This is a genomic window from Streptomyces sp. NPDC002870 (assembly GCF_042888505.1).
Classification (GTDB): Bacteria; Actinomycetota; Actinomycetes; order Streptomycetales; family Streptomycetaceae; genus Streptomyces.
Map to the genome: position 1 here is coordinate 85,118 of NZ_JBIAPW010000013.1, position 21,752 is coordinate 106,869.

Here is a 21,752-nt window from a genome sequence, read left to right on the forward strand (position 1 = left end):
CCGATGGGGGAGGGGGTGAGGCTGAGGCCGCCGAACAGCACACTGAACGAGCGGGTGGTCGGCTGGTGGCGGGTGCAGTTGCTGTTGACGACCGCGATTCCGGTGACCGTGCTCGCCGTACTGGGCCTGCTCATCGAGCCGGCCCGGCTGTGGCTCCTGGCGCCCGCCGTCGTACTGGCGGTGCTGGGCCTGGCCTGCACCCTCTTCCTCCCCAACTGGTGGTTCCGGGTGCACCGCTGGGAGGTCACGGACGACGCGGTCTACGTCCGTACGGGCGCGCTGTGGCAGGAATGGCGGATCGCGCCCATGTCCAGGATCCAGACTGTGGACACGATGCGCGGGCCGCTGGAGCAGGCGTTCCGGCTCGCCACGGTCATCGTCACCACCGCGTCCTCCAAGGGCGCGATCAAGATCGAGGGGCTCGACCATGAGCTCGCCGCGGAGCTCGCGCAGCGGCTGACCCGTATCACCCAGGCCACGCCCGGGGACGCGACATGAGCGCGCTGGAGCCGGAGCTGGAGCCGGTGGTCGAGGGGGAGTGGCGGCGGCTCGACAGGCGCACCGTGCTCGTCACCGCCTTCGTCATTGCGGGGGTGGCCGCGGGCGCCGGGCTGCCCACCACGCTCGGCCTCGCCGGCGGAATGCCGCTCGGGCAGGCGCTTGGCTGGGTGCTGGCCGGTGCCGTGCTGCTGATGGCGGTTGGCGCGGGCGCGGACTACATACGGTGGCGCCGGACGCGCTACCGCATCGGCGTCGAGCGCGCCGAGCTCCACACGGGGCTGCTGCTGGTCAAACGCCGTTCGCTGGCCCGCGAGCGCATCCGTAGCGTCGATCTGTCCGCCAACCCGCTGCTGCGCGTCCTCGGCCTGGTCAAGGTACGTATCGGCACGGGCGACCAAACCGGCGGCGAGTCCACGCTGGAGCTCGATCCGGTCAGCAAGGCGGAGGGCGAGCGGTTGCGCACACAGCTGCTGGCCCGGGCCGCGACGACCGCTCCCGGCGCCCACCGGGAGGGCGACCTCGCTGCCCTCGATCCGTCCTGGATCCGGTACGCACCGGTCAGTTTTGTCGCCCCGCTGCTCGGCGGCGCCGCGGCCGGTGGTGTGATGCAGGTCAGCGAGTGGTTCGGGGCGCAGGGCAAGGTCATCGCCTGGGTGGGCGACCGGTTCCAGGACACCTCCATCGCCTTGATGGTCGCGGTGCTCGTCGCCGCGGCCGTGGCCGCCGGAGTCGTCGGCGCACTCGGCCTGTGGATCGAGATGTGGTGGAACTACCGCCTGGAGCGCGAGCCTGGCGGCACCCTGCGAGTGCGGCGCGGCCTGTTCACCGCGCGCTCCATCTCCATAGAGGAGCGCCGCCTGCGCGGCGTCGAACTCGTCGAGCCGCTCGGCGTCAGGCTGTTCGGCGCGGCCCGGGTGGACGCGGTCGCCACCGGTCTCACCGACGACGCGCAGGACAAGCACGCCGATCTGAAGGTGCTGCTGCCGCCCGCCCCGCGGGTGGTGGCGGACGAGGTGGCCGCGCAGGTGCTGCGCGAGCCCGTGGCCCCGACGAGCGCTGCCCGCCTTACCGCCCACCCCCGGGCGGCGCGCACCCGGCGGCTGCGCTGGGCGCTGGCGTCGGCGCTGCTGCCGCTGCTGGTGCTGACGGTTCTGGGCGCCTGGCTCACTTCCGTGCTGCTGTACATCGCGGCGGCGTGCGCGGTCGTGGCGCTGCCGGCCGCGGTGATCCTCGCCCTGGATGCGTACCGCAGTCTGGGGCACGGCATCAGCGGTGCGTATCTGGTGGCCCGTTCCGGGACGGTCCGCCGCGCGACGGTCGCGCTGCAGCGGGGTGGGGTCATCGGCTGGACGGTGAAGCAGTCGGTCTTCCAGCGCCGCGCCGGAGTGCTGACGCTGACCGCGACGACGGCCGCGGGGGCGGGGGCGTATTCGGTGTACGACGCGGGGGAGAGCGAGGGGCTGGCGTTCGCGTCGGACGCGGTGCCGGGGCTGCTGGAGCCGTTCCTCATACGGGGCGACGGGGCAGCGGGATGCGGTTCGGCCGAGGTCGGCGCGAGAATCCCCGTATGACCGCGTCCGGTTACCCGGGCACCCCGCGCCTCAATCGCCGGCGGGGCTGGAAGATGCAGCCCGTTGGGGGTCCCCCCGGACGAAGTCTGGGGGAGATTGAGGACAACGCCCGAAGGGCGTACGGGGTCTGGGGGGCGCAGCCCCCTCCGTCAGGGCGACGCCGGTGGGTACAGGTCTCGCGGGAGCTGCGACGCCGCCGCCGCGTCGAGCAGCCACAGAGTCCGGCTGCGGCCCCTCGCTCCCGCCGCCGGGGCCTGGATCTCGCCCGCGCCCGACAGCGCTATCGCCACCGCGTTCGCCTTGTCCTCGCCCGCCGCCAGCAGCCATACCTCGCGCGCCGACCGGATCGCCGGGAGCGTGAGCGAGATACGCATCGGAGGCGGCTTGGGCGCGCCGTGCACGCCGACCACCGTGCGGTCCGTCTCGCGGACCGCGGGCAGCTCGGGGAAGAGCGACGCCACATGAGTATCGGGCCCCACCCCCAGCATCAGCACATCGAAGCTCGGCACCGGGCCGTGGTCCTCCGGGCCCGCCGCCGCGGCGAGTTCGGCCGCGTACGCCGCGGCTGCCGCTTCCACGTCACTGCCGTACACATCGCCCGACGCGGGCATCGCGTGCACCCGCTTCGGGTCCACCGAGACGCTGTCCAGCAGGGCCTCGCGGGCCTGCGTGACATTGCGCTCCGGGTCGCCCTCCGGGAGGAACCGCTCGTCGCCCCACCACAGATCGAGACGCGGCCAGTCGATCGCGTCCCGGGCCGAAGAGGCCCCGAGGGCGGCGAGCAGGGCGTTGCCGTTGCGGCCGCCCGTCAGGACCACCGACGCGGAGCCGCGCGCGGCCTGGGCGTCCACGATCTTCGTGATCAGCCGGGCCGCCGCGGCCTGCGCCATCAGCTCCTTGTCGCGGTGGACGACGAGCTGCGGGGCACTCACTTCGCCGCCGCCTTCTTCGCCGGAGCGGCCTTCTTCGCGGGGGCGGACTTGGCCCCGGACTTCGCTCCGGACGTGGCCTGCGACGCCCCGGCTTCCGACGCCCCGCCCTGCGACGCCTCGGCGCCGTAGCCGAGCCGCTCCACGCCGAACCGCAGCGCCGACGCGTACGTGTCGTCCGGGTCGAGACGCCGCAGTTCCTCCGCGATCAGCTCGGCCGTCTCACGGCGCTGCAACGCCACCGCCCGGTCCGGCTGCCCCTCGATGGACAGCGTCGCCAGCGAGCCGTCCGCCCGGTCCAGCACGATCGGGCCGCAGTTCGTCTCCATCCGTACGGCCGTGAGACCGGGGCCCGACGACAGCGAGCGCGTCACCGGCACCTTCAGCCGGTCGGCGAGCCACATCCCGAGCAGTTCGCAGCTTGGGTTGAACTCCTCGCCCTCCACCTCCACCGAGGTGACCTCGCACGTCACTTGGTCCAGCGCGGCCGCGAGCATGGAGCGCCACGGCGTGATCCGGGTCCAGGACAGATCGGTGTCGCCGGGGGTGTACGCGTCGGCGCGCGCCATCAGGTCCTGCACCGGCTGTTCGGAGGCGTACGTGTCCGTCACCCGGCGCTGCGCCAGCGCGCCCAGCGGGTCACTGGCCGGGTCGGTCGGCCCGCTCACCGGCCACCAGACCACGACCGGCGCGTCCGGCAGCAGCAGCGGCAGAACCACCGACTGGGCGTGGTTGATGACCTCGCCGTACAGCCGGAGGACGACCGTCTCGCCGGTGCCCGCGTCCGCGCCCACCCGCACCTCGGCGTCCAGCCGTGCCGCCGCCCGGTCGCGCGGCGAGCGCGAGACCCGCTTGATGACGACCAGCGTGCGCGAAGGGTGCTCGCGCGACGCCTCGTTGGCCGCCTTCAGCGCGTCGTAGGCGTTCTCTTCGTCGGTGACGATGACAAGGGTGAGCACCATGCCGACGGCCGGCGTGCCGATCGCCCGCCGCCCCTGCACCAGCGCCTTGTTGATCTTGCTGGCCGTGGTGTCCGTAAGGTCGATCTTCATGGCCGACGCCAGCTCCGTCCGTCTCGTGCGAGCATTTCGTCCGCCTCGACCGGCCCCCACGTACCGGCCGGGTACTGGGCGGGCTTGCCGTGCTTGTCCCAGAATTGCTCGATCGGGTCGAGGATCTTCCAGGACAGCTCGACCTCCTCCAGCCTCGGGAAGAGGTTGGAGTCGCCGAGCAGGACGTCGAGGATGAGCCGTTCGTACGCCTCCGGGCTGGACTCCGTGAAGGACTCGCCGTACGCGAAGTCCATCGAGACGTCCCGCACCTCCATCGAGGTGCCAGGGACCTTCGAGCCGAACCGCATGGTCACGCCCTCGTCCGGCTGGACGCGGATGACCAGGGCGTTCTGGCCGAGCTCCTCGGTGGCCGTGTGGTCGAAGGGGGAGTGCGGGGCGCGCTGGAAGACCACCGCGATCTCGGTGACCCGGCGGCCGAGCCGCTTGCCCGTACGGAGATAGAAGGGGACGCCCGCCCAGCGGCGGTTGTCGATCTCCAGCTTGATCGCGGCGTAGGTGTCGGTCTTCGACTTGGGGTCGATGCCGTCTTCCTGGAGATAGCCGGCGGCCTTCTCGCCGCCCTGCCAGCCCGCCGTGTACTGCGCGCGCACCGTGCTCTCGGCCAGGTCCTGGGGCAGCTTCACCGCGCCGAGGACCTTGGTCTTCTCGGCCGCGAGCGCGTCCGCGTCGAAGGAGGCGGGCTCCTCCATCGCGGTCAGCGCGAGCAGCTGGAGGAGGTGGTTCTGGATGACGTCACGGGCGGCGCCGATGCCGTCGTAGTAGCCGGCGCGGCCGCCGATGCCGATGTCCTCGGCCATGGTGACCTGGACATGGTCGACGTACGACCGGTTCCAGATCGGTTCGAACAGGGTGTTGGCGAAGCGCAGCGCCAGAATGTTCTGGACGGTCTCCTTGCCCAGGTAGTGGTCGATCCGGAAGACCTCGTTGGCCGGGAAGACCTCGTGCACAACCTTGTTGAGCTCCACGGCGGAGACCAGGTCGTGGCCGAACGGCTTCTCGATGACCGCGCGGCGCCAGGAGCCTTCCTTCTGCTCGGCCAGCCCGTGCTTCTTCAGCTGCTGGACGACCTTGGGGAAGAACCTCGGCGGCACGGACAGGTAGAAGGCGAAGTTGCCTCCGGTGCCCTGCTTCTTGTCGAGGTCTTCGATGGTGGCCTTCAGTCGCTCGAAGGCGTCATCGTCGTCGAAGGTGCCCTGGACGAAGCGCATCCCCTGGATGAGCTGCTGCCAGACCTCCTCGCGGAACGGCGTACGGGCGTGAGCCTTGACGGCGTCGTGGACTTCCTGGGCGAAGTCCTCGTCCTGCCATTCACGGCGGGCGAAGCCGACGAGCGAGAAGCCCGGTGGCAGGAGCCCGCGGTTGGCCAGGTCATAGATGGCAGGCATCAACTTTTTACGTGACAAATCGCCCGTGACACCGAAGATGACCAGGCCCGACGGCCCCGCGATACGCGGGAGCCGTCGGTCTGCTGGGTCACGGAGCGGATTGGCTCCGCCAGTACCGGACAAGGTGGTCAGCCCTCCGAAGGGGCGAGGCGCTGGAGCTCGGCCTCGGTCGACTTGAGCAGGTCGTTCCAGGACGAGGCGAACTTCTCGACGCCCTCGTCCTCGAGCAGTTGCACGACGTCGTCGTAGGAGATCCCGAGCTTCTCGATGGCTTCGAGTTCGGCGCGGGACTGCTCGTACGTGCCGTGCACCGTGTCACCGGTGATCCGGCCGTGGTCGGCGGTGGCTTCGAGGGTGGCCTCCGGCATGGTGTTCACCGTGCCGGGCGCGACCAGCTCGTCGACGTACAACGTGTCCTTGTACGCCGGGTCCTTGACGCCCGTCGAGGCCCACAGCGGACGCTGCTTGGTGGCCTGCGCCTTGTCGAGCGCGGCCCAGCGGTCCGACGGCGGCGTCGAATTGTCGGCAGAGCCGAACACCTCTTCGTACGCCTCGTACGCCAGACGCGCGTTGGCCAGCGCGGCCTTGCCGCGGGCCTCCTTGGCCTCGGGCGTGCCCAGCGCGTCCAGACGCTTGTCGATCTCGGTGTCCACCCGCGACACGAAGAAGGAGGCCACCGACTGGATCTTGGAAAGGTCCAGGCCCGCGGCCTTCGCCTTCTCAAGACCGGCCAGGTAGGCGTCCATGACCTCGCGGTAGCGCTCCAGCGAGAAGATCAGCGTGACATTGACGCTGATGCCCTTGCCAATGACCTCGGTGATCGCCGGCAGACCGGCCTTCGTCGCCGGGATCTTGATGAGGGTGTTGGGACGGTCCACCAGCCAGGCGAGCTGCTTGGCCTCGGCGATGGTCGCGGGGGTGTTGTGCGCCAGGCGCGGGTCGACCTCGATGGAGACCCTGCCGTCCTGGCCGCCGGTGGCGTCGAAGACCGGCCGCAGAATGTCGGCGGCGTCCCGGACGTCCGCCGTCGTGATCATGCGTACGGCTTCCTCGACGGTCACCTTGCGCACGGCGAGGTCGGCGAGCTGCTGCTCGTAGCCGTCACCGTGCGAGATCGCCTTCTGGAAGATCGACGGGTTGGTGGTGACGCCCACAACGTGCTGCTGGTCGATCAGTTCGGCGAGATTGCCGGTCGTGATCCGCTTGCGCGACAGGTCGTCGAGCCAGATCGCGACGCCTTCGTCGGAGAGGCGCTTGAGTGCGTCTGTCATGAGAGTTGCATCTCCTACTTGTCGTATACGGGCGTCAGCGCGCCGCGGCTTCCAGAGATTCCCGCGCGGCGGCGGCCACCGCATCGCCAGTGAAGCCGAACTCGCGGAAGAGGACCTTGCCGTCGGCAGAAGCGCCGAAGTGCTCCAGCGAAACGATGCGACCGGCTTCGCCCACGAAGCGATGCCAGGTGAGACCGATACCGGCCTCGACCGCCACCCGCGCCTTGACGGCCGGCGGCAGAACGCTGTCCTTGTACGTCTGGTCCTGCTCCTCGAACCACTCGACGGAAGGCATCGAGACGACCCGGGTCGGCACGCCCGCGGCCTGCAGCTGCTCGCGCGCCTCGACGGCGAGCTGCACCTCGGAGCCGGTGCCGATCAGCACGACCTGCGCGTCGCCGCCCTCGGCGTCGAACAGGACGTAACCGCCCTTCGCGGCATCCTCGTTGCGCTCGTACGTGGGCACACCCTGACGGGTCAGCGCCAGTCCGTGCGGGGCGCCGACCCCGAACTCCTTGGTGTAGCGCTTGAGGATCTCGCGCCAGGCGATCGCGGTCTCGTTGGCGTCGGCCGGGCGGACGATGTTCAGACCCGGGATGGCGCGCAGCGAGGCCAGGTGCTCCACCGGCTGGTGGGTCGGGCCGTCCTCGCCGAGGCCGATCGAGTCGTGCGTCCAGACGTACGTCACCGGCAGGTGCATCAGCGCCGAGAGCCGTACCGCGTTGCGCATGTAGTCGGAGAACACCAGGAAAGTGCCGCCGTAGACACGGGTGTTGCCGTGCAGCGCGATGCCGTTCATGGTCGCGGCCATGGCGTGCTCGCGGATGCCGAAGTGGACCGTGCGGCCGTACGGCTCAGCCCCCGGCAGCGGGTTGCCCTTCGGCAGGAACGACGAGGTCTTGTCGATCGTCGTGTTGTTAGAGCCGGCCAGGTCGGCCGAGCCGCCCCACAGCTCGGGGACGATCGCGCCCAGCGCCTGGAGGATCTTGCCGGAGGCCGCGCGGGTGGCGACGCCCTTGCCGGTCTCGAACTCCGGGAGGTGGTCCTCCCAGCCCGCGGGGAGCTCGCCCGCGCGGATCCGGTCGAACTCGGCGGCGCGCTCCGGGTTGGCGGTGCGCCATGCGGCGAAGGTCTTCTCCCACTCGCCGCGGGACTCGCGGCCGCGGTCGAGCGCCTCACGGGTGTGCGCGAGGACCTCGTCGGAGACCTCGAAGGACTTCTCCGGGTCGAAGCCCAGGACGCGCTTGGTGGCCGCGACCTCCTCGTCGCCGAGGGCCGAGCCGTGCGCGGCCTCTGTGTTCTGGGCGTGCGGGGCAGGCCAGGCGATGATCGAGCGCATAGCGATGAAGGACGGGCGCTCGGTCTCGGCCTGCGCCGCCTTCAGGGCGTTGTACAGACCGGCCGGGTCGAGGTCGCCGCTCGGCAGTTGCCCGACACGCTGGACGTGCCAGCCGTACGCCTCGTACCGCTTGAGGGTGTCCTCGGAGACGGCCGTCTCCGTGTCGCCCTCGATGGAGATGTGGTTGTCGTCCCACAGCAGCACCAGATTGCCCAGCTTCTGGTGGCCGGCCAGCGAGGACGCCTCGTGCGAGATGCCCTCCTGGAGGCAGCCGTCACCGGCGATCGCCCAGATGGTGTGGTCGAACGGAGAGGTGCCGGGGGCCGCGTCCGGGTCGAACAGACCGCGCTCGTAGCGGGAGGCCATGGCCATGCCCACCGCGTTGGCGACACCCTGGCCGAGCGGGCCGGTCGTCGTCTCGACGCCCGGCGTGTGCCCGTACTCCGGGTGGCCGGCGGTCCTCGAACCCCAGGTCCTGAACGCCTTCAGATCGTCGAGCTCCAGGCCGTACCCGGCCAGGTAGAGCTGGATGTAAAGGGTCAGCGACGAGTGGCCCGCGGAGAGCACGAACCGGTCGCGGCCGGTCCAGTCCGGATCGGCGGGGTCGTGCTGCATCAGTTTCTGGAACAGCACGTACGCGGCGGGCGCGAGGCTCATGGCCGTACCGGGGTGGCCGTTGCCGACCTTCTGTACGGAATCCATGGCCAGGACGCGGACGGTATCAACGGCCCGCTGGTCCAGATCTGTCCACTCGAGGTCTGTGGTGGTCGGCTTGGTGCTCACCCTGGGTCAGGGCTCCTCTCCACATGTTCGTATCCCGGTGACGACGGAAGCACCGGGCGTTGTCGAGCCTACCCCCGACACAACGCGCAACTTTTCGAGTGCAGGTCTTTGAAAGAATCCGGTACAGCCAGGGTGCAATCGCTGGGTCCTCTTCGCCTCCTGGCGAGGTATACGCACGGGCCGGGGCTGCTGCTCAACACGTGCCCACCCCCGCGAAGATCGGCGTATCGGCAACGTCTAGAGTGGCGTGGTACGCGCAAGTCTTTACCCGGTCTTCACTCCGGGAGCTTGCTGGGAATTTCTCTGTCAGGGGTGTGCGTGACGGCCGTCGAGTCCCGACCCGCAGGGGTCGTCTTGACTCCCAGCCCGGGGGGCCATCGGCCGTTCGGGGCCCGCGTCAAGGCATTCGTGGCGCTCACCAAGCCGCGGATCATCGAGTTGCTGCTGATCACCACCGTCCCGGTGATGTTCCTGGCCGCGCAGGACGTGCCCGACCTGTGGCTCGTGCTCACGACGTGCATCGGCGGCTACCTCTCGGCCGGCGGCGCCAACGCGCTGAACATGTACATCGACCGCGACATCGACGCCCTGATGGACCGTACGTCGCAGCGCCCGCTCGTCACCGGAATGGTGTCGCCCCGCGAGGGCCTGGTCTTCGGCCTGGTACTCGCCGCCGTGTCCACCCTCTGGTTCGGGCTGCTCGTCAACTGGCTGTCCGCGGCCCTGTCGCTCGGCGCGCTCCTCTTCTACGTCATCGTCTACACGATGATCCTGAAGCGCCGGACCTCGCAGAACATCGTCTGGGGCGGCATCGCCGGCTGTATGCCGGTCCTGATCGGCTGGTCGGCCGTCACCAACTCGATGTCATGGGCCGCGCTCATCCTCTTCCTCGTCATCTTCTTCTGGACGCCGCCGCACTACTGGCCGCTGTCGATGAAGGTGAAGGAGGACTACGCGCGCGTGGGCGTCCCGATGCTTCCTGTCGTCGCCTCCAACCAGGTCGTCGCCCGCCAGATCGTCCTCTACAGCTGGGTGATGGTCGCGGTCTCGCTGCTGCTGACGCCGCTCGGCTACACCGGCTGGTTCTACACCGTGGTGGCGCTGGCGACGGGCGGCTGGTGGCTCTGGGAGGCGCACTCCCTGCAGAACCGCGCGAAGGGCGGCGCCACCGGCGGCAAGCTCAAGGAGATGCGGCTCTTCCACTGGTCCATCACCTACGTCTCGCTGCTCTTCGTGGCCGTTGCCGTGGACCCCTTCCTGCGCTAGCTACCAGTGGGTAGCATCCTGTTCATGGCAGATACGAAGCAGGCCAAGCAGGACAAGCAGGCGGAGCACAAGGCGGCCAGGCTCGCCAAGCAGATCGGCGCCTTCGCCAAGACGCACGGCGGCGCCGAGGGGCAGCTCGCGTACCTCGGTCAGATGGGCACCCGCATCGTGCTCGTCGGCGAGGACGGCGCCTGGGGCGACCTCGTGGCACAGAGCCACGACATCGCGCAGGCCGCGGCCGAGAAGGCCGGGATCACGCTGCACGAGTCCTTCGACGGAGAGTTCGCGGCGAAGGTCCGCACTGGGCCGTACGAGTGGACCCGGATGGCGGGCATCCAGGTCGGAGGCCCGTCCAACGGCTGAGCAACACCTCGTGCGGGTGTCACCCGTTAGGACTGTGCAAGCACAGTCCATGCTGGGAGCCCGGATGATCGAAACCCCGACCCTCGTGGACCAGTACTGCCACGGTGTGCTCCGGACGGAGCTCGGCCTTGGCACCTTCGAGGCGCATCTGGGCCGGACCACGGGGCCGCCGGCCCCCGGCACGACCTTCTTCGACACGCAGACCGGCTTCGCGGTACGGCGCTGGTGCCCGCCGCTGCTCGATCTCGAGCCGCACTGCCCGCCCGCCCGCTATCTCGCCCGCCGGCGTGAACTGGGCGTGCTGGAGGCGGGCAGGCGGCTGCTGAGGGGCAGTGGCATCTCCACCTATCTGGTGGACACCGGGCTGCCGGGGGATCTGACCGGTCCGCCCGAGATCGCCGCCGCGGGCGCGGCCGAGGCCCGCGAGATCGTCCGCCTCGAACTCCTCGCCGAACAGGTCGCCGACACCTCGGGCACCGTCGAGAGCTTCCTCGCGAACCTCGCAGAGGCCGTCCACGGAGCCGCCGCGTCCGCCGTCGCCTTCACCTCCGTCGGCGCCGTGGGCCACGGGCTCGCCCTCGCGCCCGAACCGCCGGGCCCCGGAGAGGTGCGCGGGGCGGCAGCCCGCTGGCTGGCCGCACGGCACGTCGGCGGCAAGCTCACCGATCCCGTACTGGTACGGCATCTGCTGTGGATCGCGGTCGCGTCGGGACTGCCGCTCCAGCTCCATGTCGGCGTGGAGGACCCGATGCTGATGACCGGCTTCGCGGCCGCCACCGCGGGCCTCGGCACCGATCTGGTGCTGCTGCACGGCTATCCGTACCACCGCCATGCCGCGCACCTGGCGAGCGTGTTCCCGCATGTGTACGCCGATCTGGGGCCCGCCCTGGTGCACACGGGGGCGCGCGCCGCGGCCGTGCTCGCGGAGATCCTGGAGCTGGCGCCGTTCGGGAAGCTGCTCTTCTCCAGCGGCGCGCGCGGGCTGCCCGAGCTGCATGTGGTGGGCGCCCGGATCTTCCGCGAGGCGCTCGCACGGGTGCTCGGCGGCTGGGTCGGCGACGGCGCCTGGGCACGTACGGACGCGGAACGGGTCGCGGGGATGATCGCGGCGGGCAATGCCGCCCGCGTCTACGGACTGGGGTGAATCACCAGGGACCGGGTCGTTCACCCAGGTGCCGCGCGCTTCTGTGGGGATGGTCCCCGGATGTAGCCGATCGCGCCTTGCGCAAGTTGTTGCTCCCCGCCGGCGCGCGGCACCCCTCAGGCAGCTGAGAGAGCCGCGTCGCCCACCTGGGGCACCGGGGCCGTGGTACTCGGCCGCTCGCGCAGGCTCAGCGCGAGCCGCACCACCGCGATCCACATCAGCGCGGAGCCGAACATATGGGCGGCGACCAGGGCCTCGGGAACCCCGGTGAAGTACTGCAGATAGCCCACTCCCCCTTGCAGGAGCAGCACGATCAGCAGGTCCCGGGCGCGCGCCCGGGTGTCGTCGGGGGCGTCGACCACCCGCAGCACCAGCCACATCGCGACGGCCAGTGCGCAGACCACCCAGGCGGCGATCGCGTGGACGTGTGCGGCGTCCGCCCAGTCCCAGGGCATGCGCGGCACATCGCTGCTGTCACCCGCGTGCTTGCCGGAACCGGTCACCGAGGTGCCCAGCGCGATCAGCAGTACGGAGGTGACGACGATCGCCCACGACAGCTTGCGGACCGGGCGCGGTACGCGTGGGCGCGGTGCGCCGTCGCCCTCGCGGGCCCGCTGCCAGGTGACAGTGGCGACCGTGAGCAGCCCGGTGGCGAGCATGAAATGCCCGGCCACGGTCCACGGGTTGAGGCCCGCCCACACGGTGATGCCGCCGAGCACCGCGTTGCCCATCACGATCCAGAACTGCGACCAGGCGAGCCGGGTCAGCCCGCGCCGCAGTGGCTTGACCGCGCGCGCCGCGATGATCGTCCAGCCGACCGCGGCCGACAGGACGTACGTCAGCATCCGGTTGCCGAACTCGATCGCGCCGTGGACGCCCTGCTCGGGCGTGGCGAAGAGACTGTCGTCCGTGCACTTGGGCCAGGTGTCGCAGCCGAGGCCGGAGCCGGTCAGCCGGACCGCGCCGCCGGTGACGATGATGACCACGCTCATCACGACGGCGGAGAGCGCGGCGCGCCGGAGCGTTTTGGGAGTCGGCGTCCAGCGCTGGGCGATATAGGCGAGGGGGGTCAGCACGCGCCCTATCGTAAGCGGGCGATTGTGCACGTTTTCACGAGGGGTCGGGTCCGGGTGTCGGGTCCGGGTGTCGGGTCCGGGTCCCGTCCGGTGCCAGTCCGTATACGGCCGGGCGCGCGGTCCAGGTCAGGGCGGTGCGCACGTCAGCCGGAAGCGCGCGCCGTCGAGGTGTTCCTCCTCCTCCCACCACACGGCGATCCGCCAGTGCACCGACGGCGGCGGCCGGTCGGGCGAGTGCAGCAACGCGTCGGTCAGCTCGGCGGCCACCGCCTCGGCGCTGCGGTCGGTCACCGCATCCCTGCCGCGCCAGGGGTACGTCATCGGGGTCCACGAGCCGTCGGCCTCAAGGACGTCGAACCGCCACACCGCACGCCAGGAGCGCGCCCGCAGGATCCGGCGGACCTCTGCCTCGTCCAGCCGCAGCCCCTCGGCGATCGCGTCCGCTTCCACGCCCTCGATACGCGCCGCCACCACCGCCAGTGGCAACAGCCGCGCCGGAAGCAGGTCCTGCTCCCGCAGCCGGGTCAGACCGCCGTCGAAGGGGCAGCGTCGCAGCCTGCGCTCCAGCTGGTCGCCGAGGTGCTCGAGAGCCGCGGCATGGGCCGCCTCGCGCGCTTCGGGCGCAGGTGCTTCGGAAGACGCCGGCCACAGGGTCTGGAACTCGCGCTCCGCCCGTACCGCCCAGGCCGCCGCGTCCACCGGCTCGCCCAGCTCCTCCAGCCGGTCGCCCAGGAAGACATGAGCCTGAGCCAGGCCCTCCCGGTTGCGCGGCTCCGACCCGTCCAGGCGCTCCCAGACCTCGACGGCCCGGCGGGTGGCGGCCAGCGCCGCGAGCCCGTCCTCGCGGTCACCGGGCGGGGGCTGCTCGCCGTGCGGGTGGAAGGCGTACCGCGGCATGCCGAGCTCGTCGCTGAGCGGCTCTGCGAGATACACGGACTGGTTGATCAGCGCCCTGGCGTACCAGCGGGCGTGCTCCTCGTCGTGCCTGGCCGGCTCCTCGCAGCGCCTGACCGCCTCGCCGACGGCGGTCAGCGCTTCCTCCCGTCGGCCGGTGTCGAAGTGGTGCCGAGCCAGATCGCCGTAGCGCAGACTCAGCCTCGCGGCGAGTGAGAGATCGTCATCGGCGTGCGGGGCGAGCGCGGCGATCAGATCCGTCAGCATGCGCTCGCGCTCGCCGGGCGAGACGCCGGACTTGCCGGACCTCACCTTGGCCCATTCGGCATCCAGTCGCAGCGCGGCAGTCCGGTCCATGGAGGCCTCCTACCGTGCGGATCCCGGCAGGCTCATCCTGGCGCTTGCGTCACTCCCAGCGGAAGAGCCGGGCGGCCGCGCCCAGTGAGAGCGCTGCCCAGACGGCGAGGATGCCGAGATTGCCCCACGGCATGGCGGCACCGTGCTGGAGCACATCGCGCAGACCGTCCGAGAGCGCGGAGATCGGCAGCAGCGCGAGCACCGACTGGACGGCGTCCGGGAACCTGTCCAGCGGCACGATCACGCCGCCACCCACCAGGAGCAGCAGAAAGACCAGGTTGGCGGCTGCCAGCGTCGCCTCGGCCCGGAGCGTCCCGGCCATCAGCAGACCGAGGCCGGAGAAGGCGGCCGTGCCGAGGACGAGTAGCAGCAGTACGGAAAGGGGGTTGCCGTCCGGTGACCAGCCGAGCGCGAACGCGATCACGGTCAGCAGCACGATCTGGAGGATCTCGGTGGCCAGGACCGAGAGCGTCTTGGCGGTCATCAGCGCCCAGCGGGGGAGCGGCGAGGCGCCGAGCCGCTTGAGGACTCCGTACCGCCGCTCGAAGCCGGTCGCGATGGCCTGCCCGGTGAAGGCGGTGGACATCACGGCGAGGGCGAGGACGCCGGGGGCCAAGAAGTCGACCGGCCTGCCCCCTCCGGTGTCGATGATGTCGACGGTCGAGAACAGCACCAGCAGGAGCGAGGGGATGACGACGGTGAGCAGCAGCTGCTCGCCGTTGCGCAGCAGCATCTTCGTCTCGAACGCGGTCTGCGCCGCGATCATGCGGGGCAGGGGGGCGGCGCCGGGCGCCGGGGTGTACGTACCGACGCTCATGAGCGCAGCTCCTTGCCGGTCAGCTCCAAAAACACGTCCTCCAGGGTGTGGCGCTCGACCGAGATGCCGTCCGGCATCACGCCGTGCTGTGCGCACCAGGACGTCACGGTCGCCAGCAGCTGCGGGTCCACCTGGCCGGTGATCCGGTACGCGCCGGGCGTGAGCTCCGCCGCCTCCGTGCCGTCCGGCAGCGCCTTCAGCAGCGAGCCGACGTCCAGGCCGGGCCGCCCTGTGAAGCGCAGCGTGTTCTCGGCGCCGCCGCGGCACAGCTGTTCCGGGCTGCCGTCGGCGACGACCTTGCCCGCGTCGATGATCGCGACATGGTCCGCCAGCTCTTCGGCCTCGTCCATGAAGTGGGTGGTGAGGACGGTGGAGACGCCGTCCGCGCGCAGTTCGCGTACGAGCTCCCAGGTGGACCGGCGGGCGTGCGGGTCGAGGCCGGCGGTCGGCTCGTCCAGGAAGACCAGTTCGGGACGGCCGACCACGGCCATCGCCAGCGCGAGGCGCTGCTGCTGGCCTCCGGAGAGCCGCCGGTAGGTCGTACGGCCGCAGCTGCCGAGGCCGAGCCGCTCGATCAGCGCGTCCACGTCCAGCGGGTGGGCATGCAGTTTCGCCATGTGGCGGAGCATCTCGTCGGCGCGAGCGCCGGAGTAGACGCCGCCGGACTGGAGCATCACACCGACCCTGGGCCGCAGCTTCGCGGCGTCGGCGACCGGATCGAGGCCGAGTACCCGAACCGTTCCGGCGTCGGGGCGGCGGTAGCCCTCGCAGGTTTCGACCGTGGTGGTCTTGCCCGCTCCGTTGGGGCCGAGGACGGCGGTCACGGAGCCCTGGGGAACCTCGAGGTCGAGGCCGTCCACGGCCGTCTTGGATCCGTACCGTTTGACCAATCCCCGGATCTGGACGACGGGCTCGCTTCGCATGCCGGGAAGTCTAGGCGGGGCGGCAAGACCGCCGGGGGGCGGGGCCCAGGTCCCCGGCGGAAGGGCAGGGACGCCCGGGACGGGAATGGCCTGAACTGACTCTTGAGGCGTTCTTCACATGAACCTGCCAATTCCTTCACGATCGAGTGTCGGTACGAACCCACTCACGAAGGAGCGTTCGTGGCTAGACGCAGACCGGGGCGGCGGGCAGCACTCGCCGCCCTGACCGCCATATCCGTAGCCCTGCCCCTCGCCCTCGGCGCCGCCCCCGCGCAGGCACAGGACCCCGACGCCGCCTTACCCTCCGCACCCTCCGCGTATCGGATCAAGACCGAGGCCGGCGTCCTCGCGCAGCTCGACGCCAAGGACAGGGCGACCTTCTGGGTCGCCCTGACGCATGAGGCCGACACCTCGGCCGCCCGCCGGGCCAAGGGCAAGACTGCCAAGGCACGCACGCTCTACGAGACGAAGCTGGCGTACGCCAAGAAGTCGCAGGCCCCGCTCAGGGCCCTACTCGACAGCGCCGGTGTCCGCTACGAGTCCTTCTGGATCGCCAACACCCTCAAGGTCACCGCCGACAAGGCCCTCGCCGAGAAGATCGCGGCGCGCACCGACGTCGCCGCGCTCGAGGCCGACGACCCGATCACCATCCCCGACCCGCTGCCGGGGAAGAACGAACCGCGACCTGACGCCGTCGAGTGGAACATCGACCGGATCAACGCCCCCAAGGTCTGGTCCGAACTCGGCGTACGCGGCGAGGGTGTGGTCGTCGCCAACATCGACTCCGGCGTGCAGTTCGACCACCCGGCAGTCAAGGCGAAGTACCGCGGGCTGAAGTCCGACGGCAGCTACGACAACGCCTACAACTGGTTCGATCCGGCCAAGGTCTGCACCGGCACAGCCCCCTGCGACAACAACGGCCACGGCACCCACACCATGGGCACCATGGTCGGCGACGACCGCGCGGGCAATCAGGTGGGCGTCGCCCCCGACGCCGAGTGGATCGCCGCCAAGGGCTGTGAGTCCAGCTCCTGCAGCCGCGACTCGCTGCTCCGCTCCGGCCAGTGGATCGTCGCCCCGACCGACCCGGCGGGTGCCAACCCCCGACCCGACCTCGCACCGGACGTGGTGAACAACTCCTGGGGCAGCGCTCTCATCGACCCCTGGTACAAGGAGGTCGTTCAGTCCTGGCGGGACGCGGGCATCTTCCCTGCGTTCTCCAACGGCAACAGCGGCCCCGGCTGCAACACCTCGGGCTCGCCCGGCGCGTACACCAACTCGTACTCCTCCGGCGCCTTCGACATCAACAACGCCATCGCGTCCTTCTCCTCGCGCGGCACCGGCGAGGCCGGCGGGCTCAAGCCCAACCTCGCCGCACCCGGCGTCAACGTCCGCTCCTCCTGGACGGGCGGCGGCTACAACTCCATCTCCGGTACGTCGATGGCCTCACCGCACACCGCCGCCACCGTGGCGCTGATGTGGTCGGCGTCGCCCGCGATCCGCGGCAACGTCGCCGAGACCGAGAAGCTCCTCGACTCCACCGCCGTCGACGTGGACAACACCAGTTGCGGCGGTAGCGCCGCCGACAACAACGTCTTCGGCGAGGGCCGCCTCGACGCGTACGCCGCCGTCACCGCCGCCCCGCGTGGCGCGCTCGGCGCGGTCAGCGGAAAGGTCAGCACGGCCGCCGGCCCGCTCGCCGACGCCGCCCTGCGCTTCGAAGGCCCGATGAAGACGACCGTCACCACCGGCGCCGACGGCGGCTACGCCCTGCCGAAGCTGATGGTCGGCGACTACACCGTCAGGGTCGCCAAGTTCGGATACGTCACCGCCCAGGGCGCCGTCACCGTCGTCGAGAACGGCAGCACGGTCAAGGACTTCGCGCTCGACGAGGCCGCGTCCGCCGACGTCACCGGCAAGGTCACCAGCCACGGCGGAGCCGAGGCGAGCGCCGTCGTCACCGCCCAGGGCACCCCGGTCACCACCAAGTCCGGCGCCGACGGCGGGTACACGCTGCGGCTCCCGGTCGGCACGTACGACCTCGCCGTCACCCCGGGCCACCGCTGCGCATCGGCGACCAGCGTCCGCGTCGAGGTCACCGGGAACACGGTCAAGGACATCGTCCTGCCCGACCGGACCGACGCCTTCGGCACCGCCTGCACGCTGGGCGGCGGCGACTTCCCGGCCGGTGCCACCAAGCTGGCGTACACCAGCACCACCTTCGGGACGGCCTCCTTCGAGCTGCCGTTCCCGGTGGCGCTCTACGGACGCACCTACCGGTCGGCGAGCGCCTCCATCGACGGGGTGCTCTCCTTCGGGACCGCCTCCACCTCCAGCAGCAACACCACCCTGCCCACCGCCTTCGCGCCCAACGGCTCGCTCTATCCGTTCTGGGACAACCTCACGGTCGACGCCGACGCGGGCGTGTACTGGTCCGCGACCGGCACCGCCCCGCACCGGAAGATCGTCGTCGAATGGCGCAACGCGCTGATCGCGGCGACCACGGCAGAGCGGGTCTCCTTCGCCGCGGTCCTCGGCGAGGACGGCTCCGCGTCCTTCCAGTACAAGGACATCTCCGGAACCGGCTTCGAGAACGGCTCCGGCGCGACCATCGGCGCCGAGAACGCGACCGGCACCGACGCGCTTCTCTACTCCTTCAATGAGGGCACCGTCCGGGACGGAACGGTCATCGCCTTCCGTACGACCAAGACCGCGGTCGTCGCGGGCCGGGTCACCGACGCCAACGACGGCAAGCCGGTGCCGGGCGCGTCCGTCGCGGTGAGCAGCGCAGGCACGGCGACCGGCAGCGACACCACCGGCGCCGACGGCGGCTATCTCCTCCAGGTGCCCGCCGGCGCTCCGTACGACATCGCCGTCTCCGCCGCCGCATACACCGGGGCGAGCGCCCAGCAGACCCCGAAGCCCGGTGAGATCGCGGTGTCCGACGCGGCCCTCAAGACCGGCCGGGTCGCCGCCGACAGCACGGCCCTCACCGTCGTCGTACCGGCGGCGCAGCAGCGCACCCGTACGCTCACCCTCGCCAACACCGGCTCCGCCAGCCCCTTCACGGTCGCCGAGAAGGACGGCAAGAGCTGGATCAAGGCGGCGCCCGGCGCCGGACAACTGGCGGCCGGCGCATCGCAGCAGATCGCGCTCAGCGTCGACACCACCGGGGCCGCCCCGGGCACGGTCCTGACCGGGACCCTGCAGGTGAAGTCCGACAGCGGCCGCAGACCGGTGATCGACATCCCGGTCACCGTGGTCGTGCCCGCCTATCAGACGGCGATCGACACCGGCACGGCCAGATCCTCGGTGGACGCCCTCGGCGACACCTGGGGGCCGGATCGCAAGCACGCCGACGGCGCGTACGGATATCTGGGCAGCGCCAGTGAGCTCTCCACCACCCGTTCGATCACGGGCGCGGCCGACCCGAAGCTCTACCGGACCGCCCGCCAGGGCATGTACGAGTACCGCTTCGACGGCCTGTCGGCCGGCACCTACCGGATCGAGCTGGGCTTCGCGGAGCTGAGCTCCAAGGATCCGACGGACCGGGTCTTCGACGTGATGGCCGAGGGGACGCAGTACGTTCCCAACCTCGACCTGGCGCTGGAGGCGGGCGTCCGCACCGCGCACGATCGGGCCTTCACGGTGCGGGTCACCGACGGCCGGCTCAACCTGCGTTTCGTGGCGAATTCCGGCAAGACTCTGGTGAATTCGATCAGGGTCACCGACCGTCCGGATCTTGCCGGGTAATTTCCCGGTTATTCCCAGGTCAGGGCCCGTTCGGCAGCCGCCGGACGGGCCCTGTTCTTAGGTGACCCTTAGTGATGAAGCGCACCGGTTCACGCCTCGGACGGCAGTTGTCACTGTCAGAGGAATTACGCAACAATGGCGTTGTGAAAAACGTCGGCGAGGCTCCGCACGAGGAACTCGCGACCGGTGAGCACTCCACGCGCAACCGGGTCGCGCGGTCCATCCTGGACCACGGCCCGTCCACCGTGGCCGATCTCGCGGGTCGCCTGGGCCTCACCCAGGCCGCCGTCCGCCGCCACCTCGACTCGCTCGTCAGCGAGAACGTCATCGAGCCCCGTGAGCAGCGGGTCTACGGCGCACGCACCCGTGGCCGACCCGCCAAGGTGTTCGCGCTGACCGACTGCGGCCGGGACGCTTTCGACCAGGCGTACGACGCACTGGCCGTGGACGCTCTCCGCTGGATCGAGCGGGCCGCAGGCGGAGGGGCAGCAGGAGAGGCGGCGGTCGCCGCCTTCGCCCGCGACCGCCTCGAGGCGCAGGCGGTGGCCTACCGCAAGGCGATAGAGGCCGCTGCCCCCGAGCAGCGCACCGAAGCGCTGGCCAAGGCCCTGAGTGCCGACGGGTACGCTGCTACGGCGCGTAACGCACCGGTCGGTGAGCAGCTCTGCCAGCACCACTGCCCGGTCGCCCATGTGGCCGAGCAGTACCCACAGCTGTGCGAGGCGGAGACCGAGACCTTCTCGCGCCTGCTGGGAACGCATGTACAGCGACTGGCCACCATCGCGCACGGCGACGGGGTCTGCACGACGTTCATCCCCAAGACCACGACACCATCAGCATCCGCAAGCACGGCCGGGAGGAACCCCGCATGACTCTCCCCACGGAGACTGCCCACCCCGAACTCGAGGGTCTGGGTACGTACGAATTCGGCTGGGCCGACTCCGACGCGGCCGGTGCCACGGCGAAGCGCGGCCTGTCCGAGGAAGTCGTCCGCGACATCTCGATGAAGAAGAACGAGCCGGAGTGGATGCTGAAGCTGCGCCTCAAGGGGCTGCGGCTGTTCGACAAGAAGCCCATGCCGAGCTGGGGCTCCGACCTGTCGGGGATCGACTTCGACAACATCAAGTACTTCGTACGGTCCACCGAGAAGCAGGCGGAGTCCTGGGAGGACCTGCCCGAGGACATCAAGAACACGTACGACAAGCTCGGCATCCCGGAGGCGGAGAAGCAGCGCCTGGTCGCCGGCGTCGCCGCCCAGTACGAGTCCGAGGTCGTCTACCACCAGATCCGTGAGGACCTGGAGGAGCAGGGCGTCATCTTCCTGGACACGGACACCGCGCTGAAGCAGCACCCGGAGCTCTTCCAGGAGTACTTCGGCACGATCATCCCGGTAGGCGACAACAAGTTCGCCTCGCTGAACTCAGCCGTGTGGTCCGGCGGATCGTTCATCTACGTGCCGAAGGGCGTGCACGTCGACATCCCGCTGCAGGCCTACTTCCGTATCAACACGGAGAACATGGGCCAGTTCGAGCGGACGCTGATCATCGTCGACGAGGACGCCTACGTCCACTACGTCGAGGGCTGCACCGCCCCGATCTACTCCTCGGACTCGCTGCACAGCGCCGTCGTCGAGATCATCGTCAAGAAGGGCGGCCGCTGCCGCTACACGACGATCCAGAACTGGTCGAACAACGTCTACAACCTGGTCACCAAGCGCGCCGTGGCGTACGAGGGCGCGACCATGGAGTGGGTCGACGGCAACATCGGCTCCAAGGTCACCATGAAGTACCCGGCCGTCTACCTGATGGGCGAGCACGCCAAGGGCGAGACCCTGTCCATCGCCTTCGCGGGCGAGGGCCAGCACCAGGACGCCGGCGCCAAGATGGTCCACATGGCCCCGAACACCTCGTCCAACATCGTCTCCAAGTCGGTGGCGCGAGGCGGAGGCCGCACGTCCTACCGTGGTCTGATCGAGATCGGCGAGGGCGCGCCGGGCGCGAAGTCCAATGTGCTCTGTGACGCGCTGCTGGTCGACACGATCTCGCGGTCCGACACCTACCCGTACGTCGATGTCCGCGAGGACGACGTGTCCATGGGCCACGAGGCGACCGTCTCCAAGGTCTCCGAGGACCAGCTCTTCTACCTGATGAGCCGCGGCATGACCGAGTTCGAGGCGATGGCGATGATCGTGCGCGGCTTCGTCGAGCCGATCGCCAAGGAACTGCCCATGGAGTACGCGCTGGAGCTCAACCGGCTGATCGAGCTGCAGATGGAGGGCTCGGTGGGCTAGCACAGCCTGTCGGTCCC

Annotated in this window: 17 protein-coding genes; 8 read left to right on the forward strand and 9 right to left on the reverse strand. The window is 70.3% G+C overall.

Translation table 11 applies throughout. The annotated features are described in order from the left end of the window. Window positions 1-3: 3 nt before the first annotated feature. Window positions 4-498: a PH domain-containing protein gene (locus ACFYWY_RS18350; protein ID WP_389187166.1), complete on the forward strand. Its 495-nt coding sequence runs from the start codon at window positions 4-6 to the stop codon at window positions 496-498. Next, entirely contained in the window at window positions 495-2,072 is a 1,578-nt protein-coding gene (locus ACFYWY_RS18355; RefSeq protein WP_389187169.1) for a PH domain-containing protein, read from the forward strand. Before ACFYWY_RS18350 ends, ACFYWY_RS18355 begins: the two co-directional genes overlap by 4 nt. Before the next feature lie 149 nt (window positions 2,073-2,221). On the opposite strand, the gene pgl is transcribed toward ACFYWY_RS18355, so the two are convergent. From pgl to tkt, 5 genes are read right to left on the reverse strand one after another with little or no spacing between them, the layout of a single operon-like run. After that, complete coding sequence (gene pgl / locus ACFYWY_RS18360) at window positions 2,222-3,004, reverse strand: 6-phosphogluconolactonase (RefSeq protein WP_389187172.1); 783 nt, start codon at window positions 3,002-3,004, stop codon at window positions 2,222-2,224. Continuing rightward, window positions 3,001-4,053 carry a glucose-6-phosphate dehydrogenase assembly protein OpcA gene (gene opcA / locus ACFYWY_RS18365; RefSeq protein WP_389187174.1) on the reverse strand — a complete coding sequence of 351 codons (1,053 nt, stop codon included), beginning with the start codon at window positions 4,051-4,053 and terminating at the stop codon, window positions 3,001-3,003. Before opcA ends, pgl begins: the two co-directional genes overlap by 4 nt. Beyond that, entirely contained in the window at window positions 4,050-5,582 is a 1,533-nt protein-coding gene (zwf, locus tag ACFYWY_RS18370; protein ID WP_389187177.1) for a glucose-6-phosphate dehydrogenase, read from the reverse strand. The genes opcA and zwf overlap by 4 nt, the downstream gene beginning before the upstream one ends. Before the next feature lie 5 nt (window positions 5,583-5,587). After that, window positions 5,588-6,730 (reverse strand): transaldolase, encoded by a 1,143-nt coding sequence (gene tal, locus ACFYWY_RS18375; RefSeq protein WP_389187180.1) that lies wholly within the window; start codon window positions 6,728-6,730, stop codon window positions 5,588-5,590. Window positions 6,731-6,764: 34 nt separating this feature from the next. Next, entirely contained in the window at window positions 6,765-8,852 is a 2,088-nt protein-coding gene (gene tkt, locus ACFYWY_RS18380) for a transketolase (RefSeq protein WP_389187183.1), read from the reverse strand. 318 nt (window positions 8,853-9,170) lie between these two features. Here tkt and ACFYWY_RS18385 point away from each other — a divergent pair, with 318 nt between their 5' ends. The 3 genes from ACFYWY_RS18385 (at window position 9,171) to ACFYWY_RS18395 (ending at window position 11,625) form a co-directional block, all read left to right on the forward strand. Beyond that, window positions 9,171-10,118 carry a heme o synthase gene (locus ACFYWY_RS18385; protein ID WP_389187186.1) on the forward strand — a complete coding sequence of 316 codons (948 nt, stop codon included), beginning with the start codon at window positions 9,171-9,173 and terminating at the stop codon, window positions 10,116-10,118. Between the two features lie 24 nt (window positions 10,119-10,142). Then, window positions 10,143-10,481, forward strand: coding sequence for a hypothetical protein (locus tag ACFYWY_RS18390; protein ID WP_389187189.1), 339 nt, complete (start codon window positions 10,143-10,145; stop codon window positions 10,479-10,481). A 64-nt stretch (window positions 10,482-10,545) separates the two neighbouring features. Further along, window positions 10,546-11,625, forward strand: coding sequence for an amidohydrolase family protein (locus ACFYWY_RS18395; protein ID WP_389187191.1), 1,080 nt, complete (start codon window positions 10,546-10,548; stop codon window positions 11,623-11,625). A gap of 116 nt (window positions 11,626-11,741) precedes the next feature. Here the strand turns inward: ACFYWY_RS18395 and ACFYWY_RS18400 are convergent, their stop codons facing one another. The 4 genes from ACFYWY_RS18400 to ACFYWY_RS18415 all read right to left on the reverse strand — a co-directional run bounded on the left by ACFYWY_RS18400 (window position 11,742) and on the right by ACFYWY_RS18415 (window position 15,692). After that, window positions 11,742-12,701, reverse strand: coding sequence for a heme A synthase (locus tag ACFYWY_RS18400; RefSeq protein WP_389187194.1), 960 nt, complete (start codon window positions 12,699-12,701; stop codon window positions 11,742-11,744). A 126-nt stretch (window positions 12,702-12,827) separates the two neighbouring features. Then, window positions 12,828-13,952: a hypothetical protein gene (locus tag ACFYWY_RS18405; RefSeq protein ID WP_389187197.1), complete on the reverse strand. Its 1,125-nt coding sequence runs from the start codon at window positions 13,950-13,952 to the stop codon at window positions 12,828-12,830. Between the two features lie 49 nt (window positions 13,953-14,001). Continuing rightward, entirely contained in the window at window positions 14,002-14,769 is a 768-nt protein-coding gene (locus ACFYWY_RS18410) for an ABC transporter permease (protein ID WP_389187200.1), read from the reverse strand. Further along, on the reverse strand, window positions 14,766-15,692 hold the full coding sequence (locus ACFYWY_RS18415) for an ABC transporter ATP-binding protein (protein ID WP_389187202.1): 927 nt from the start codon (window positions 15,690-15,692) through the stop codon (window positions 14,766-14,768). The genes ACFYWY_RS18410 and ACFYWY_RS18415 overlap by 4 nt, the downstream gene beginning before the upstream one ends. Before the next feature lie 180 nt (window positions 15,693-15,872). Here ACFYWY_RS18415 and ACFYWY_RS18420 point away from each other — a divergent pair, with 180 nt between their 5' ends. The 3 genes from ACFYWY_RS18420 (at window position 15,873) to sufB (ending at window position 21,735) form a co-directional block, all read left to right on the forward strand. Then, window positions 15,873-19,445, forward strand: coding sequence for a S8 family serine peptidase (locus tag ACFYWY_RS18420; RefSeq protein WP_389187205.1), 3,573 nt, complete (start codon window positions 15,873-15,875; stop codon window positions 19,443-19,445). Window positions 19,446-19,588: 143 nt separating this feature from the next. Beyond that, window positions 19,589-20,317 carry a helix-turn-helix transcriptional regulator gene (locus ACFYWY_RS18425; RefSeq protein WP_389187208.1) on the forward strand — a complete coding sequence of 243 codons (729 nt, stop codon included), beginning with the start codon at window positions 19,589-19,591 and terminating at the stop codon, window positions 20,315-20,317. Beyond that, window positions 20,314-21,735: a Fe-S cluster assembly protein SufB gene (sufB, locus tag ACFYWY_RS18430; protein ID WP_389187211.1), complete on the forward strand. Its 1,422-nt coding sequence runs from the start codon at window positions 20,314-20,316 to the stop codon at window positions 21,733-21,735. Before ACFYWY_RS18425 ends, sufB begins: the two co-directional genes overlap by 4 nt. The last annotated feature ends 17 nt before the right edge of the window (window positions 21,736-21,752 follow it).